This window comes from Winslowiella toletana (genome assembly GCF_017875465.1).
Taxonomy (GTDB): domain Bacteria; phylum Pseudomonadota; class Gammaproteobacteria; order Enterobacterales; family Enterobacteriaceae; genus Erwinia; species Erwinia toletana.
Window position 1 is genome coordinate 2,763,145 of sequence record NZ_JAGGMQ010000001.1, and the last position, 16,676, is coordinate 2,779,820.

Below are 16,676 nucleotides of genomic sequence, written 5' to 3' on the forward strand. Positions count from 1 at the left end.
AAACCGTTATCCCCATCGCCCTTTAAGCCGCAGCGGCGTTAGCCGCACTCACTTACTCGCATCACTGACCTGAGTCAGTTCCGCTGGACTCGTTCATTTGCTGCCTTGCTGCAACTTCAATGACTTTGGGTATATACTTGCGCGTCTTCTCAACTGATTTTCGGTATTGCATCCACTATGGCAGGAAATAAACCCACCAACAAATCAAGCGAACCTCGCGCAAGCGAAACCCGTGACCGCCAGATGGAAGGGCTGAAGTTGCCGCCGCATTCGCTGGAAGCGGAACAGTCGGTGTTGGGCGGTTTAATGCTGGATAACGAACGCTGGGATAACGTTGCCGAGCGTGTAGTGGCGCAGGACTTCTTCAGCCGTCCGCATCGCCTGATCTTCGGTGAAATGCAGCGCCTGCTGGAGATGGGCAAACCGATTGACCTGATCACCCTCTCTGAATCGCTGGAACAGAAGGGCGAGCTGGATATGGTTGGCGGCTTTGCTTATCTGGCCGAACTGTCAAAAAATACACCAAGTGCGGCGAATATCGGCGCTTATGCGGATATTGTGCGCGAACGTGCGGTAGTGCGCGAAATGATCTCGGTAGCGAATGAGATCGCCGACGCCGGTTACGATCCGCAGGGGCGCACCAGTGTCGATCTGCTGGATCTGGCGGAATCACGCGTCTTCCAGATCGCAGAAAACCGCGCCAGTAAAGATGAAGGGCCGAAAAGCATCGACCAGATTCTGGAAGCCACCGTCTCGCGGATTGAATCGCTGTATCAGACGCCGCATGACGGCGTGACGGGCGTCGATACCGGCTACCAGGATCTTAATAAAAAGACCGCCGGTTTGCAGCGTTCGGATCTGATTATCGTTGCGGCACGTCCATCAATGGGTAAAACCACCTTTGCGATGAACCTGTGTGAAAACGCCGCGATGTTGCAGGATAAACCGGTGCTGATTTTCAGTCTGGAGATGCCTGGCGAACAGATTATGATGCGTATGCTGGCGTCACTGTCGCGCGTCGACCAGACACGTATTCGTACCGGACAGCTGGACGATGAAGACTGGGCGCGCATCTCCGCCACGATGGGGATTCTGCTGGAGAAGAAGAATATGTATATCGATGATTCTTCTGGCCTGACGCCGACCGAAGTCCGTTCACGCGCACGGCGTATTTTCCGTGAACATGACGGCTTAAGCCTGATTATGATCGACTACCTGCAATTGATGCGCGTACCGTCACTGTCCGATAACCGTACGCTGGAAATTGCCGAGATCTCCCGCTCGCTGAAGGCACTGGCCAAAGAGTTGCAGGTGCCGGTGGTGGCGCTGTCGCAGCTTAACCGCTCGCTTGAGCAGCGCGCCGATAAGCGTCCGGTGAACTCCGATCTGCGTGAATCCGGTTCCATCGAGCAGGATGCCGACTTGATTATGTTTATCTATCGCGATGAGGTGTATCACGAAAACAGCGATATGAAAGGCATTGCTGAAATCATTCTTGGTAAGCAGCGTAACGGACCAATCGGTACTGTGCGTCTGACCTTTAACGGCCAGTGGTCGCGTTTCGATAATTATGCCGGACCGCAGTACGACGATGAGTAACTGAGCGGCGAGAACGCCGTCCCTGGGTAAACCTCCCCGCAGCCATCAGAAAATAGTGTTGGACAACAACGCGACGATTGCGGTTATCTGTAAGGGCACGACGCCCCTACAGATAACATGGATCGGTAATGACCAGCATCGACGATTACGACCTTAAAATACTGACTTTATTACAAACCAATGGTCGTCTGACCAATCAGGAGTTGAGTGATTTAGTGGGCCTTTCGGCATCGCAATGTTCGCGTCGCCGTATCAATCTTGAACAGGCCAATTTAATCCTCGGCTATCACGCGCGACTGTCGCCGGATGCGGTCGGTCTCGGCATGATCGGTTTAATCGAAGTACGCCTGATTAACCACACCTCAGAATACGTTGAGAGTTTTCATCGTATGGTCGCGGAGCAGGCGTCGATAGTTGATGCTTACAAAACCACCGGCGACGCCGATTATCTGTTAAAAGTGGCGGTCGCTGACCTGGCCGGATTGAGCGCTTTAATCAGCCAGTTAGTTGCCGGACACCAGAGTGTGGCCCACGTAAAAACTTCGGTGGTGCTGAATCGCCTGAAAGAGAATGGCCTGATGATGCTGCCAGAGAGTGCTTTGCGCCAGAATAGTGCGTGATGTGCAATTTTGGTGCATTAAAGTAATCAGATTTGCGTAATCTGTGCAAAATTTTATGTTTATGTGCGTGATTTGACTGTTTTAGAGTGAAATTATGCACGAAATAGAGCAATAAAGCGCCTTAGTTATCAATGGGTTAATTCGCTGGCACCATCCGGCAACCGCAAAAGTTGCCGGATTGGTGCGCTTTTTGCAGTCTGATTGCGTCAATAACTTGAGAATCAGACTGATGGCTAACCTTGCGCAACCCCTCGTAGCACCAGAAAAAATCCCCCATACCCATATTGAAGATCTTATCGCGATAGTGACTGGCACGCTGATGGTCTCTTTTGGCGTAGTGATGCTTAAACAGGCTGGTGCACTTACCGGCAGCACCGCTGGCATTGCCTTTTTAATCAGCTACCTGACGCACTGCTCGTTCGGTCTGGCATTCTTTCTCATCAACCTGCCATTCTACTGGCTGGCGGTACGCCGGATGGGCTGGGCATTTACGCTGAAAACCTTTGCGGCAGTGGGGCTGGTATCAATTTTTACCCAGTTGCATCCACTTTTTGTCCATTTTGATGCGCTGAACCCGTTTTATGCGACACTGTTCGGTAACCTGATAATGGGAATTGGGTTTATAGTGTTATTTCGCCACAAAGCCAGCCTCGGCGGGATTAATATCCTTGCGCTGTGGTTGCAGGATCGTTCTGGTATTCGCGCCGGGAAATTGCAGATGGCAGTTGATACCTGCGTGGTGCTGGCATCCCTGTTTGTGGTATCACTGCCGATGCTGGCAGTGTCGATTGGTGGCGCAGTGATCCTCAATCTGCTGATTGCCATGAATCATCGTCCGGGACGCTACAGCGGCGTCTGAAGAATATTCCAGCCATGCGCGCAGCGCGGCTGACTTAAAACCAAGCTATGGAGATCTGCACCGTGTTTCAAAACGTTGATGCCTACGCCGGCGATCCAATTCTCTCGTTAATGGAGACCTTCAAACAGGACACGCGACCGCATAAGGTGAATTTAAGCATCGGTTTGTATTATAACGAACAGGGTGTTATTCCTCAGTTGCAGGCGGTGGCCGCAGCAGAAGAGCGTCTGAACGCACAGCCACATAGCGCATCGCTCTATCTGCCAATGGAAGGTCTGCCTGCCTATCGCAATGCGATTGCGCCACTGCTGTTTGGCGCTGACCATCCGGCGCTAAAAGCGGGACGTATCGCCACCATTCAGACGCTCGGCGGTTCCGGCGCGCTGAAAGTGGGTGCTGATTTCCTGAAACATTACTTCCCGAATTCTGGCGTCTGGGTCAGCGATCCGACGTGGGAAAATCACGTGGCGATTTTTGGCGGCGCGGGTATCGAAGTCGACACTTATCCGTGGTTTGATGCTGAAACTAATGGCGTGAAATTTGACGCCTTTATCGCCAAATTAAAAACGCTGCCGAAGCAGAGCATCGTGCTGCTGCATCCATGCTGCCACAACCCGACCGGCGCCGATCTGACCGACGCGCAGTGGGATATCACCACTGAAGTGCTGAAAGCCCATGAACTGGTGCCATTCCTTGATATCGCTTATCAGGGCTTTGGCGCCGGCATGGAACAGGATGCCTATGCTATCCGCGCCATCGCTGCCGCCGGTCTGCCTGCGCTGGTCAGCAACTCATTCTCGAAGATCTTCTCGCTGTATGGCGAACGCGTTGGCGGCCTGTCGGTCGTCTGTGATAACGCCGATGAAGCTTCTCGCGTGCTGGGCCAGTTAAAAGCCACCGTCCGTCGCAACTACTCCAGCCCGCCGAACTTCGGTGCGCAGGTGGTTTCCTGTGTGCTGAATGACGAGGCGCTGAAAGCCAGCTGGCTGGCGGAAGTGGAAGCGATGCGTCTGCGTATTCTCGAAATGCGTCAGTCACTGGTGTCGGTACTCGCGGCTGCGGTGCCGGGCGCTAACTTCGATTACCTGCTAAAGCAGCGCGGCATGTTCAGCTATACCGGCCTCAGCGCCCAGCAGGTTGATCGTCTGCGTGACGAGTTTGGTGTTTACCTGATTGCCAGTGGCCGTATGTGCGTGGCGGGTCTGAATGCCAACAATGTGCATCAGGTAGCGGAAGCCTTTGCTGCGGTGATGTAATCAATTGCGAATGCAGCAACGGAAAAGCAGTGGGCCTGGCTCGCTGCTTTTTTATTTATTTCTGGCAACATTTTTTCGGGAAATAGCAGCAAAATAATAACAATCTACTCACTATTGTCATTAATGCTTCCTCTGCTAAATTAATATTTGTGACCAACTTCAACTAATTCCCTCTATTAAATAGCGCAATAAAAACCGGGTGCTTTGTTATGCAAATGCACATTGTCTGATGCTATTTAACTGCCTATCTTCTCTCTATTGCCCTGGTCATCATTTTCGCAAAAAATATTATTCAGAAAAATTAAGGTGGTTCGTTATGAGTCAGGTAAATAATCTTGAGGGAGTCGCTTACGCCAAAAAAACCAATATCCGATGGCATATCGTGATCATGCTGTTTTTTGTGACGGCGGTAAACGTTGGCGATCGCACCACTCTCGCCATTGCCGGTAAGGATATGTCGGCGGCGCTGGGAATTAACCCCAGCCAGATGGGCTGGATCTTCTCTGCTTTCGCCTGGGCTTACTGTCTGGCGCAAATTCCGGGCGGCTGGCTGTTAGATCGCTTCGGATCGAAAAAAATCTACCTGTGCAGTTTGTGTCTGTGGTCGGTGTTTACCCTGTTACAGGGCTTTGTACAGGTGTTCGACGGCTATGGCGCGCTGATCGCGCTGGCCGTGCTGCTGTTTCTGGTCGGCCTGGCGGAAGCGCCAGCGATGCCGGGCAACAGTCGGTTTATCGCCGCCTGGTTCCCGTCAAAGGAGCGTGCAACCGCCGCTGCGGTGTTTAATTCGGCGCAATATTTCGCTACCGTGATCTTTGCGCCGATAATGGGCTGGCTGACGTTATCGATGGGCTGGGAATCGATTTTTATTTTTATGGGTATCCTCGGACTGCTGATTACCTTTGCGGCGGCCAAAGTGATCCATAATCCGTTATCGCATCCGCTGGTTAACGCGGCGGAAATTGATTATATCCGTCAGGGCGGGGCGCTGGTGGATATGGATCAGCACAATGCTAAACAACAGCGGAAATTTAAATTTTCTCAGTTCAGACAGCTGTTATCTAATCGTATGCTGCTCGGGATTTATCTCGGTCAGTATTGTATTACCGTTATTACCTTCTTCTTTATTACCTGGTTTCCGTTATATCTGGCGATGGATAAAGGTCTGGATATTAAAACTGTCGGATTTATTGCCGCCATTCCGGCGATCTGCGGCTTCCTCGGCGGATTGCTGGGCGGGGTAATATCGGACCGTATTCTGAAAGCGACTAAATCGCTGTCTGTCGCCAGAAAAACGCCAATCGTCTTCGGCATGCTACTGTCGATGACGATGATCCTCTGCAATTACGTTGATTCCATCTACCTGATTGTATTCTTTATGGCGCTGGCGTTCCTTGGCAAAGGCATCGGGGCGCTGGGCTGGGCAGTGATGTCAGATGCTGCGCCGAAGGAGATGGCAGGGATGGCGGGCGGCCTGTTCAATATGTGCGGCAATATCTCTGGTATTATTGCGCCGGTGGTTATCGGTTATATCGTCAAAGCGACCGGACATTTTGAATGGGCGCTGGTATTTGTTGCCGTTCATGCGCTGCTGGCGATTTTCAGCTACCTGGTGATTGTCGGCCCGATTAAACGTATTGAGCTGAAGGCTGCGAACAGTGAATTTGCGGGTTGATTACAGATGATGCCGCTGACATCTAAAATAGTTCAAAGCGGCTGATCTGATGTTTTTAAAAATCTCCCCAATAACGCCGCAAAGCTATCCCGCGAAGCAACCGCTGGCTAAGTATCTGCTTCCTCAAAAACCCGCGTACGCGGGGTTTTTTTTATGCCTGAATTGCTCTCGCGTCAGACATATCATTCATTCTGACCAGCATCCACACCGCCCCGCTGCTTTTTTTAACTATTTTCCCGCGCTGGGTTTACCTTTCGCCCACTTGCTGCACACTTAACCACAGGCATTCAGCAAAGGAATAATGAGATGTGGTATCAGCAGACCCTTACGCTTGGCGAGAAATCGCGAGGTTTTCATCTGGTTACTGATGAGATTGTTGATGAGTTGCGCCGTCTGAAGGATGTGCAGGTTGGCCTGCTGCATCTGCTTCTGCAGCATACTTCGGCCTCACTGACGTTGAATGAAAATTGCGATCCCACGGTGCGTAGCGATATGGAACAGCATTTTTTGCGTCAGGTTCCGGAAAATGCGCCCTGGAAGCACGACTATGAAGGGGCCGATGATATGCCTGCTCATATCAAGTCGTCGCTGCTAGGCGTCTCGCTGGTGCTGCCGATCAGTCGTGGGCGTCTGGTATTGGGTACCTGGCAAGGTATCTGGCTTGGCGAGCATCGTATTCACGGCGGCTCGCGTAAGATTGTCGCCACGCTACAAGGGGAATAACCATGAACACTTCGGATCTGCTTTCTTACTGCATGAATAAGCCGGGCGCGGAGCAGAGCGTCCATAGCGACTGGAAAGCGACCCAGATTAAAGTCGATGATGTGCTGTTTGCGATGGTGCACGATATGCAGGGGCGTCCGGCGGTATCACTAAAAGCATCACCGGCGCTGACCGAACTGTTGCGTGACAAGCATCAGGATGTCCTGCCCAGTGAGCATCTGAATAAAAGCCACTGGAGCACGGTATTTCTCGATGGCTCGCTGAAAGATTCGCAGATTTACTATCTGGTGGACGCCTCACTGCAACAGGCGCTCAATACCCGATCCGGTGCAAGGTGCTGAAGTGGAAAATTGATTTCCATATTGGGCAAATCATCGACACTGGCGGCGATAACGCCGCCCCCGGATCAGGTATATGAAACATTGCAGGGGAGCCGATTTCGACTCCCGAAGGTATTACACGCCAGCTTCGCTACGTAAGCTGTCGAGATCGATCACAAAGCGGTACTTCACATCGCTTTTCAGCATACGTTCGTAGGCTTCATTAATCTCACTGATTTTAATCAGTTCGATATCGGAAACCAGATTGTGCTTACCACAGAAATCCAGCATTTCCTGCGTTTCGGCGATGCCGCCAATCAGGGAACCGGCGATGCTGCGGCGTTTAAAGATCAGATTAACCACCTGCGGTGATGGGTGATCGTGTTCCGGCACACCGACCAGCGTCAGGGTGCCGTCGCGACGCAGCAGACTGAGAAACGGATTCAGATCGTGCTGGGCGGCAACCGTGTTAAGGATCAGGTCAAAACTATTGGTATGTTTTGCCATCTGCTCAGGATCTTTCGAGATCACCACTTCATCGGCACCGAGGCGTTTACCGTCGGCAACTTTGGATTCAGAGGTGGTAAACAGCACTACATGTGCGCCCATCGCATGCGCGATTTTTACGCCCATATGACCGAGGCCACCGAGACCCACAATACCGACTTTCTTGCCGGGGCCTGCGCCCCAGTGATGCAGTGGTGAGAAGGTGGTGATACCGGCGCACAGCAGCGGCGCGGCGCCAGCCGGGTCGAGATTGTCCGGAATGCGCAGCACAAAGTCTTCATGCACGACGACCTGGGTGGAGTAGCCGCCGTAGGTGATCTTGCCGTCGTGACGATCCTGGCCGTTATAAGTACCGACAAAGCCATTTTCGCAATACTGTTCCAGACCCTCTTCACAGCTGGAACAGGTGCGACAGGAGTCGACCAGACAGCCAACGCCCACCAGATCGCCGACTTTATATTTGTCAGTGTGACCGCCAACTGCGGTCACGCGACCAACAATTTCATGTCCTGGCACCACCGGAAAAACGGTGTTATGCCATTCATCACGGGCCTGATGAAGGTCGGAGTGGCAGACGCCGCAAAACAGCACTTCAATTTGTACATCATGTTCACGTAGTTCACGCGGCTTATATTCGAATGGCGCCAGACGGGATTTAGCATCCTGCGCAGCATAGGCGTGCGTAATATTCATGGTGTCTCCATATCGGGTTAGTGTCGTATCGTGGGCTACTGCTAAAGATATAAAACAGAAAAGAAGCGAACATTAAGAGTAGTCAGTGGTGGCGAAGAAGGGTATGCCTGAAAATGTCTAAATCTTGCCTGATTCTGCAAGAATATGGGCAATTAAGCAGAAGCGGTAAAAAGCGGGCGTACAGCGAAAAGCGGGGCCAGTGATTACCGGCCCCGTTAAAGATTAGATTTTTAACAATGGCTTAAGGAAGCGTGCAGTATGCGATTTCTCGCAGACGGCCACTGTCTCCGGCGTGCCGGAAACGAGGATTTCGCCGCCGCCGCTACCGCCTTCCGGGCCGAGATCGACAATCCAGTCGGCGGTTTTGATCACATCAAGATTGTGCTCAATCACCACGATGGTATTGCCCTGGTCGCGCAGCTGATGCAGCACTTCCAGCAGCTGCTGGATATCGGCAAAGTGCAGACCGGTGGTCGGCTCATCGAGAATATACAGCGTCTGGCCTGTGCCACGTTTCGACAGCTCACGCGCCAGCTTCACGCGTTGCGCTTCACCGCCGGACAGCGTGGTCGCCGACTGGCCGAGACGGATATAGGAGAGGCCGACATCGATCAGGGTTTGCAGCTTACGCGCCAGCGCAGGTACGGCATCAAAGAAGTCACGCGCCTCTTCGATGGTCATCTCCAGCGTTTCGTGAATGCTCTTGCCCTTGTACTTTATCTCCAGCGTTTCGCGGTTATAGCGCTTACCTTTACACTGGTCGCAAGGGACATAGATATCCGGCAGGAAGTGCATCTCCACTTTGATCACGCCATCGCCCTGGCAGGCTTCACAACGTCCGCCACGCACGTTAAAGCTAAAGCGACCCGGGTTGTAACCACGCGCACGCGATTCCGGCACCCCGGCAAACAGCTCACGCACCGGAGTAAAGATACCGGTATAGGTGGCCGGGTTAGAACGCGGCGTGCGGCCAATCGGGCTTTGATCGATATCGATCACCTTATCGAAATGTTCCATCCCGGTGATATCCCGATAGGGCGCGGCTTCGGCGATCGTTGCGCCATTCAGCTGACGCTGGGCAATCGGGAACAGCGTATCGTTTATCAGCGTCGACTTACCGGAGCCGGAAACACCGGTAATACAGGTAAACAGCCCGACCGGCAGCGTCAGGGTGACATCCTTCAGGTTGTTTCCGCGTGCGCCGGTCAGCTTCAGCACTTTGGCCGGATCGGCCGCCACGCGCTGCTGCGGAATGGCGATTTCACGTTTACCGCTAAGATACTGGCCGGTCAGGGAATTCTCGTTGGCCATAATATCGTCGACCGTGCCTTCCGCCACGATCTCGCCGCCATGCACCCCGGCGCCCGGGCCGATATCAATCACATGGTCCGCCGCGCGGATCGCATCTTCATCGTGTTCCACCACAATCACGGTATTGCCAAGATTGCGCAGATGAACGAGGGTTTCCAGCAGGCGTTCATTATCGCGCTGATGCAGACCAATTGATGGCTCATCCAGCACATACATTACGCCAACCAGCCCGGCGCCAATCTGGCTCGCCAGACGGATACGCTGCGCTTCACCACCGGACAATGTTTCGGCAGAGCGTGACATCGACAGATAGTTCAGACCGACATTCACCAGGAACTTCAGGCGATCGCCAATCTCTTTCAGCACTTTTTCCGCGATTTTCGCCCGCTGGCCGCTGAGCTGCATATTCTGGAAAAAGTCCATGGCATGGCCGATGCTCATTTCCGAGATCGTCGGCAGGGTGGTGTTTTCGACAAACACATGACGCGCTTCGCGACGCAGACGCGTGCCTTCACAGCTGGCGCAGGCGCGATTGTTGATAAATTTTGCCAAATCCTCGCGAACTGCGGCAGATTCAGTCTCTTTATAGCGGCGCTCCATATTATGCAGCACGCCTTCAAACGGATGGCGGCGCACTGAGGTATCGCCACGATCGTTGATGTATTTAAACTCGATATTCTCTTTGCCGGAGCCGTACAGGATCACCTGGCGGGATTGCTCATCCAGCTCGCTAAATGGCGCTTCGATATCAAACTTAAGATGCTCTGCCAGTGAGCGCAGCATCTGGAAGTAGTAGAAATTGCGTCGATCCCAGCCGCGAATCGCACCGCCCGCCAGCGAGAGATCGGGATTTTGCACTACGCGATCCGGATCAAAGTATTGCTGCACGCCCAGACCATCACAGGTTGGGCAGGCGCCCGCCGGGTTGTTGAACGAAAACAGGCGTGGTTCCAGCTCGCTCATGCTGTAGCCGCAAATCGGGCAGGCAAAGTTGGCTGAGAACAGCAGTTCTTCGGCGCTGGTGTCATCCATATCGGCGACAATCGCCGTGCCGCCGGAGAGCTCCAGCGCGGTTTCAAAGGATTCGGCCAGACGCTGGGAGAGGTCTTCGCGCACCTTAAAGCGGTCGACAACCACTTCAATGGTGTGTTTCTTTTGCAGTTCCAGCTTCGGCGGATCGGAGAGATCACACACTTCCCCGTCGATGCGGGCGCGGATATAACCTTGTGACGCCAGGTTCTCCAGCGTTTTGGTGTGCTCGCCTTTACGATCCTGCACCACCGGCGCCAGCAGCATCAGACGCGTGCCTTCCGGCTGCGCCAGTACATTATCTACCATCTGGCTGACGGTTTGCGCCGCCAGCGGCACGTCATGATCCGGACAGCGCGGCTCGCCAACGCGGGCAAACAGCAGGCGCAGGTAGTCGTGAATTTCAGTAATGGTGCCGACGGTAGAGCGCGGGTTATGCGAGGTTGACTTCTGCTCGATCGAAATCGCTGGCGACAGGCCTTCGATATGATCGACATCCGGCTTCTCCATCAGGGAGAGAAACTGACGCGCATAAGCAGAAAGCGATTCCACGTAGCGTCGTTGCCCCTCAGCGTACAGCGTATCAAACGCCAGCGAGGACTTACCGGAACCTGACAGGCCGGTGACAACAATCAGTTTGTCGCGAGGGATGGTCAGGTTGATGTTTTTCAAATTGTGGGTGCGGGCACCCCGGACTTCAATCTTATCCATGCACGTTTCCCGGATTAACACAGACCTCACTGTGCCCATACCCGTTGTAGCCAGGCCCGGCACAGCCAGAACTAAACGTGTCATTATGGCACAAAAAAACCTGAATGGATATCCAGTGTTTGTCTGCAACGCTGCAACAAGGCTCAGCTTTTTACGAGGGCGATCTGAAAGTAGGAACTGGCCGGATGCCATGTTAGAATTTAGGGTTTAGACTTAATGAATATTCATCGGAGACACCAACATGGCCAGCAGAGGCGTTAACAAAGTGATTCTTGTCGGAAATCTGGGTCAGGATCCGGAAGTCCGTTATATGCCGAATGGTGGGGCGGTTGCCAACATTACGCTGGCCACGTCCGAAAGCTGGCGTGACAAGGCGACCGGCGAAACCAAAGAGAAGACTGAATGGCACCGTGTCGTGCTGTTTGGCAAGCTGGCTGAAGTTGCAGGCGAATACCTGCGTAAAGGCTCGCAGGTTTATATCGAAGGCGCACTGCAGACCCGTAAATGGACGGATCAGGCTGGCGTTGAGAAATATACTACTGAAGTGGTGGTAAACGTTGGCGGCACCATGCAGATGCTGGGTGGCCGTGGTCAGGGCGGCGGCGCACCAGCAGGTGGTCAGGGCGGCGGTCAGGGCAACAACAATGGCTGGGGCCAGCCACAGCAGCCACAGGCAGCGCAGGGCGGCAATAACAACCAGTTTAGCGGCGGCGCGCAGTCTCGTCCGCAGCAGAGCAGCGCTCCGGCGAACAATGAACCACCAATGGATTTTGACGACGATATTCCGTTCTGATCCTGACGCTTTACATGCAACACAAATGGCTACATGGGTTTTGTCGTAGCCATTATTACTGAAGCGCCAATGCTTATCCTCTGGCGCTTCAGTAATTAAAGGAGCTGTTAATTGGAGGTGGTTATGTCGAATGATGAAAGGGTTGCTAAAGTGATAGCTGCCGTACAACATTATACTCCGTAACAGCATTTTCAACTTTTGCAGGATGCACATATTCGTACTAAAGAGGGAACTTTTGATCCCCGACATTATCAGTGATGAGGCGGTTAAAAAAGGTCAGGCCTGAAGAATAAAATAAAATGTATTCAACTCACCCTGCCTTTATTTATGGTTTTCATCGCATCGATAAGGATGCAGCCCTTCCCATTCTGCTTAAAGAGGAATATTTCCCCCTCAGTAATAGCGGCTTTCTTTAAAAGCGGATAATTATATTCTGACGTAGTGTCTTGCGAACAGGGTTATATTAATTATTCAATCTCTAATCCTGATCGCATATAAAAATATTTTGCCAAAAAGAAAGTTTTTTAATGGAAGGAAATTAACGCTCCCGCTAATGGCAGGAGCGAATACAGCGGCAAAAATCGGTTATTTTTGTTGCTGGCGGAAACGCGCCACTTTTGCCCGGTTGCCGCAAACCGCCATGCTACACCAACGGCGGCGATGCGCTTTAGTGCGATCATAAAACCACAGGCTGCAATCCGGGTGTTCACACTCCCGCACCAGCACAAAGTTCTTATCGGCCATTAACAAGGCTGCCTGTTCAGCTACTGGCGCCAGCTTCTGCACTGGCGTCTGGCTGCTGTAAATACGCTTTAACTGCAATCCCCCCTCATCAGAGCTAACCAGTTGTTGATAGCTAGTCGCGGCCGCCAGGTAGCGATTAATGCCGGCTGGCTTAACAGCATTGCCCGCCTTTTTGTCAGCGACCATTTCCCTGATGATGTCACGCAACCGACGGGCTTCCTGTAGCAAAGCGCCGGGATCAGCTGCCACCTTATCACTGGCAATTGCCAGCCCTGCCTGCTGTAGCCAGTTCTCTACGTCGTTATCAGCCTGCCAGACATCCTGAGGATGGCCATCAACCTGCATCACGGTATTGATAAAATCCAGAGCAGGGTGGTCTGCCAGAAACTGAGGTGCGTTAGCAGAATGCGTATAAGTATCAGGGGCCATAGCCACCTCTTTTATCAAATCTGTAGCACCAAATGTAACCTATAAAAAGAGTAATGAACAGTTACTGAATGGTGATGGTTGTTGTAACCTTTAAATAAGGAATTGACAGGTTACAGTGATTGCGCGTAATCTTTCCCCGAGTAACCACTAAAATTAAATTTAAAAGTTACAGATGGAGCGATATGATGAACCCACAATCCGCATTTCCGCTACGCTACAAATATCAGCAAGCAGATGGCGTGCGCGTTTTTTATCGTGAGGCCGGCGACCCGTCAAATCCGACACTATTGCTGTTGCACGGCTTTCCCACCTCCTCACATCAGTTCCGTGAGTTGATTCCACTGCTGGCTGACCAGTTCCATATCATTGCGCCGGATTTGCCAGGCTTTGGCTTTAGCGAAGTCCCGGCGGAGCGCCAATACAGCTGGAGTTTCAATTCGCTGGGCAACACGCTGACAGCCTTTGTTGATGCACTTGGCCTGCAGAGCTATGCCATGTATGTATTTGACTATGGGGCGCCTGCCGGATTGCGCCTGGCGCTGGCTTATCCTGAGCGTGTCACCGGACTGATTTCCCAGAACGGCAACGCCTATCTTGAAGGGCTGGGCGATGCCTGGGCGCCGGTGCGTGCTTACTGGGCTGATGCTTCCGAAGAGAATGGCCAGGTTATTCGCGATGCGATTCTGAATGTTGAAGGGGTAAAGTGGCAGTATCTGCATGGCGTAAGCGATCCGCACAGCGTAGCGCCGGAAACCTGGATGCTGGATACCCTGCTGATGGAACGTCCCGGCAATAAAGATATTCAGCTGGCGCTGTTCCTCGACTATGCCAGCAATCTTGAACTCTATCCGCAGTTTCAGGCGTTTTTCCGTCAGCAGCAGTTGCCGACGTTGGTGATCTGGGGGAAAAACGATCCGTTCTTTATTCCGCCAGGTGCGGAAGCTTACCGACGTGATAATGCCAGCGCGGTGGTGGAGCTACTGGATACCGGCCATTTTGCCCTTGAAACCCATAGCGGATATATCGCACAACGGATTGGTGAAGTGATTGGTGGTAAGCAAGAGTGAAGGTATTTTTCGCTCAGACTTTAGTGTTAATCGTTAAAGTTAATATTATGATTAATAAGGGGTTTTGTTTTATATCTTTTGGCGATTCAGTTGACTCTTCATTCGTAAAGTCTTATCCTTAATAAGTAGTTTGTGGTGGTATTGTAAGCATACCTGTTTTAGTTCCACACACTTTTTGAGAGTTCCGGTTTTTCAGCCATCAGCCGGTATTCTTCCGGCGTCAGGTTATTCAGGGATTCATGAGGCCGCTCGCTGTTGTATTCCGTCAGCCAGCGCTCTGTGATTTCCCGTGCTTCATTCAGCGTTCTGAACAGATAAAAATCCAGGATTTCTGTCCGGTACGTCCGGTTAAAGCGTTCGATAAAGGCATTCTGTGTCGGTTTGCCTGGCCTGATAAATTCCAGCATCACGCCATGGTCCTCAGCCCATTGTGCCAGAGCCAGTGATATCAGCTCCGGGCCGTTATCCATCCGCATCTTCAGCGGATATCCACGGTTTGCCACTATCCTGTCCAGCACCCGCACAACCCGCTGCGCCGGGATATTCAGGTCAATTTCTATGGCCAGAGCCTCACGGTTAAAATCATCCACGACGTTGAAAGTCCGAAAACGTCGCCCACATGTCAGCGCGTCGTGCATAAAATCAATCGACCAGCTCTGGTTGAGTGCTTCCGGCGTTGCCAGAGGAGCCGGATTGCGCACCGGAAGACGTTGTTTCCCCTTGCGGCGAAAATTGAGTTTCAGCAGGCAGTAAATCCGGTGAACACGCTTATGATTCCAGGCGTTACCCTGCCTGCGAAGTACCTGAAAAAGCTTCTTAAATCCGTATCGCGGATAGCGTTCTGCCAGTTCAGTCAGCGCCAGGATCACCGGTTCATCACGCCGGGTATCGGGCTGATAAAAATACACCGTCCTGCTCAGCGATACTGTCCTGCATGCCTGGCGGATGCTCATGGAAAATTGTGCAGTCAGATAGCTGACAAGCTCCCGCTTTATCGCTGGTTTTAGAGCTTTTTTTCGATAACGTCCTTCAGCGCCCGGCATTCCAGACTCAGGTCGGCGAACATCTGCTTCAGGCGACGATTCTCGTCTTCAAGATCTTTCATCTTTTTGATATCTGAAGCCTCCATTCCGCCGTACTTTGCTTTCCAGTTGTAATGTAAGTATCCCGATAAAACGGTCCATTTGTAAGCATACCTGTTTTAGTTCCACACACTTTTTGAGAGTTCCGGTTTTTCAGCCATCAGCCGGTATTCTTCCGGCGTCAGGTTATTCAGGGATTCATGAGGCCGCTCGCTGTTGTATTCCGTCAGCCAGCGCTCTGTGATTTCCCGTGCTTCATTCAGCGTTCTGAACAGATAAAAATCCAGGATTTCTGTCCGGTACGTCCGGTTAAAGCGTTCGATAAAGGCATTCTGTGTCGGTTTGCCTGGCCTGATAAATTCCAGCATCACGCCATGGTCCTCAGCCCATTGTGCCAGAGCCAGTGATATCAGCTCCGGGCCGTTATCCATCCGCATCTTCAGCGGATATCCACGGTTTGCCACTATCCTGTCCAGCACCCGCACAACCCGCTGCGCCGGGATATTCAGGTCAATTTCTATGGCCAGAGCCTCACGGTTAAAATCATCCACGACGTTGAAAGTCCGAAAACGTCGCCCACATGTCAGCGCGTCGTGCATAAAATCAATCGACCAGCTCTGGTTGAGTGCTTCCGGCGTTGCCAGAGGAGCCGGATTGCGCACCGGAAGACGTTGTTTCCCCTTGCGGCGAAAATTGAGTTTCAGCAGGCAGTAAATCCGGTGAACACGCTTATGATTCCAGGCGTTACCCTGCCTGCGAAGTACCTGAAAAAGCTTCTTAAATCCGTATCGCGGATAGCGTTCTGCCAGTTCAGTCAGCGCCAGGATCACCGGTTCATCACGCCGGGTATCGGGCTGATAAAAATACACCGTCCTGCTCAGCGATACTGTCCTGCATGCCTGGCGGATGCTCATGGAAAATTGTGCAGTCAGATAGCTGACAAGCTCCCGCTTTATCGCTGGTTTTAGAGCTTTTTTTCGATAACGTCCTTCAGCGCCCGGCATTCCAGACTCAGGTCGGCGAACATCTGCTTCAGGCGACGATTCTCGTCTTCAAGATCTTTCATCTTTTTGATATCTGAAGCCTCCATTCCGCCGTACTTTGCTTTCCAGTTGTAATAGCTGGCTTCGGATATTGCCGCTTCGCGGCAGACGTCCTTAACGGTACGTCCGGCTTCGACAGACTTCAGAACGGCAATGATCTGGTGTTCGGTGAATCGGGCTTTACGCATGGCGATCTCCTCAGAGGACATAATCAG

General features: G+C 52.3%; 13 protein-coding genes and 1 pseudogene. 9 read left to right on the plus strand and 5 right to left on the minus strand.

Features of this window, described 5'->3' with window-relative positions:
• Positions 1–177: 177 nt before the first annotated feature.
• The 7 genes from dnaB to J2125_RS12865 all read left to right on the plus strand — a co-directional run bounded on the left by dnaB (position 178) and on the right by J2125_RS12865 (position 7,073).
• Complete coding sequence (gene dnaB / locus J2125_RS12835; RefSeq protein ID WP_026111768.1) at positions 178–1,599, plus strand: replicative DNA helicase; 1,422 nt, start codon at positions 178–180, stop codon at positions 1,597–1,599.
• A 128-nt stretch (positions 1,600–1,727) separates the two neighbouring features.
• Positions 1,728–2,219, plus strand: coding sequence for an Lrp/AsnC family transcriptional regulator (locus tag J2125_RS12840; RefSeq protein WP_017801667.1), 492 nt, complete (start codon positions 1,728–1,730; stop codon positions 2,217–2,219).
• Between the two features lie 229 nt (positions 2,220–2,448).
• A complete protein-coding gene (locus J2125_RS12845; RefSeq protein ID WP_017801666.1) occupies positions 2,449–3,078 on the plus strand; it encodes a YitT family protein in 630 nt (209 codons plus the stop codon).
• A gap of 62 nt (positions 3,079–3,140) precedes the next feature.
• Positions 3,141–4,334 (plus strand): amino acid aminotransferase, encoded by a 1,194-nt coding sequence (locus J2125_RS12850; RefSeq protein ID WP_026111767.1) that lies wholly within the window; start codon positions 3,141–3,143, stop codon positions 4,332–4,334.
• A gap of 316 nt (positions 4,335–4,650) precedes the next feature.
• A complete protein-coding gene (locus tag J2125_RS12855; protein ID WP_017801664.1) occupies positions 4,651–6,009 on the plus strand; it encodes an MFS transporter in 1,359 nt (452 codons plus the stop codon).
• Between the two features lie 306 nt (positions 6,010–6,315).
• Complete coding sequence (locus J2125_RS12860; protein WP_017801663.1) at positions 6,316–6,732, plus strand: secondary thiamine-phosphate synthase enzyme YjbQ; 417 nt, start codon at positions 6,316–6,318, stop codon at positions 6,730–6,732.
• A 2-nt stretch (positions 6,733–6,734) separates the two neighbouring features.
• Positions 6,735–7,073 carry an MmcQ/YjbR family DNA-binding protein gene (locus J2125_RS12865; RefSeq protein ID WP_017801662.1) on the plus strand — a complete coding sequence of 113 codons (339 nt, stop codon included), beginning with the start codon at positions 6,735–6,737 and terminating at the stop codon, positions 7,071–7,073.
• A 114-nt stretch (positions 7,074–7,187) separates the two neighbouring features.
• Here J2125_RS12865 and J2125_RS12870 read toward each other — a convergent pair whose 3' ends face one another.
• Positions 7,188–8,252, minus strand: coding sequence for an NAD(P)-dependent alcohol dehydrogenase (locus J2125_RS12870; RefSeq protein WP_017801661.1), 1,065 nt, complete (start codon positions 8,250–8,252; stop codon positions 7,188–7,190).
• A gap of 222 nt (positions 8,253–8,474) precedes the next feature.
• Positions 8,475–11,303 (minus strand): excinuclease ABC subunit UvrA, encoded by a 2,829-nt coding sequence (gene uvrA / locus J2125_RS12875; protein WP_017801660.1) that lies wholly within the window; start codon positions 11,301–11,303, stop codon positions 8,475–8,477.
• A 241-nt stretch (positions 11,304–11,544) separates the two neighbouring features.
• On the opposite strand from uvrA, the gene ssb1 reads away from it, so the two are divergent.
• Complete coding sequence (gene ssb1, locus J2125_RS12880; RefSeq protein WP_017801659.1) at positions 11,545–12,096, plus strand: single-stranded DNA-binding protein SSB1; 552 nt, start codon at positions 11,545–11,547, stop codon at positions 12,094–12,096.
• A gap of 585 nt (positions 12,097–12,681) precedes the next feature.
• Here ssb1 and J2125_RS12885 read toward each other — a convergent pair.
• A complete protein-coding gene (locus J2125_RS12885) occupies positions 12,682–13,269 on the minus strand; it encodes a CGNR zinc finger domain-containing protein (RefSeq protein ID WP_017801658.1) in 588 nt (195 codons plus the stop codon).
• Between the two features lie 185 nt (positions 13,270–13,454).
• Here J2125_RS12885 and J2125_RS12890 point away from each other — a divergent pair, with 185 nt between their 5' ends.
• Positions 13,455–14,336, plus strand: coding sequence for an alpha/beta fold hydrolase (locus J2125_RS12890; RefSeq protein ID WP_017801657.1), 882 nt, complete (start codon positions 13,455–13,457; stop codon positions 14,334–14,336).
• A 158-nt stretch (positions 14,337–14,494) separates the two neighbouring features.
• Here J2125_RS12890 and J2125_RS12895 read toward each other — a convergent pair.
• Positions 14,495–15,498, minus strand: a pseudogene (locus tag J2125_RS12895) (IS3 family transposase); the annotation flags it as partial.
• A 39-nt stretch (positions 15,499–15,537) separates the two neighbouring features.
• A protein-coding gene (locus tag J2125_RS12900) for an IS3 family transposase (protein WP_209499454.1) occupies positions 15,538–16,649 on the minus strand; the annotation gives its coding sequence in 2 pieces (ribosomal slippage) (positions 15,538–16,388 and positions 16,388–16,649; 1,113 coding nt in all).
• Positions 16,650–16,676 lie beyond the last annotated feature (27 nt).

Excerpts from the sequence above, each read along its gene's own strand:
- dnaB (WP_026111768.1), top strand. The coding sequence starts at position 178 with ATGGCAGGAAATAAACCCACCAACAAATCAAGCGAACCTCGCGCAAGC.
- J2125_RS12840 (WP_017801667.1), top strand. The coding sequence starts at position 1,728 with ATGACCAGCATCGACGATTACGACCTTAAAATACTGACTTTATTACAA.
- J2125_RS12845 (WP_017801666.1), top strand. The coding sequence starts at position 2,449 with ATGGCTAACCTTGCGCAACCCCTCGTAGCACCAGAAAAAATCCCCCAT.
- J2125_RS12855 (WP_017801664.1), top strand. The coding sequence starts at position 4,651 with ATGAGTCAGGTAAATAATCTTGAGGGAGTCGCTTACGCCAAAAAAACC.
- J2125_RS12860 (WP_017801663.1), top strand. The coding sequence starts at position 6,316 with ATGTGGTATCAGCAGACCCTTACGCTTGGCGAGAAATCGCGAGGTTTT.
- J2125_RS12865 (WP_017801662.1), top strand. The coding sequence starts at position 6,735 with ATGAACACTTCGGATCTGCTTTCTTACTGCATGAATAAGCCGGGCGCG.
- J2125_RS12870 (WP_017801661.1), bottom strand. The coding sequence starts at position 8,252 with ATGAATATTACGCACGCCTATGCTGCGCAGGATGCTAAATCCCGTCTG.
- uvrA (WP_017801660.1), bottom strand. The coding sequence starts at position 11,303 with ATGGATAAGATTGAAGTCCGGGGTGCCCGCACCCACAATTTGAAAAAC.
- ssb1 (WP_017801659.1), top strand. The coding sequence starts at position 11,545 with ATGGCCAGCAGAGGCGTTAACAAAGTGATTCTTGTCGGAAATCTGGGT.
- J2125_RS12885 (WP_017801658.1), bottom strand. The coding sequence starts at position 13,269 with ATGGCCCCTGATACTTATACGCATTCTGCTAACGCACCTCAGTTTCTG.
- J2125_RS12890 (WP_017801657.1), top strand. The coding sequence starts at position 13,455 with ATGAACCCACAATCCGCATTTCCGCTACGCTACAAATATCAGCAAGCA.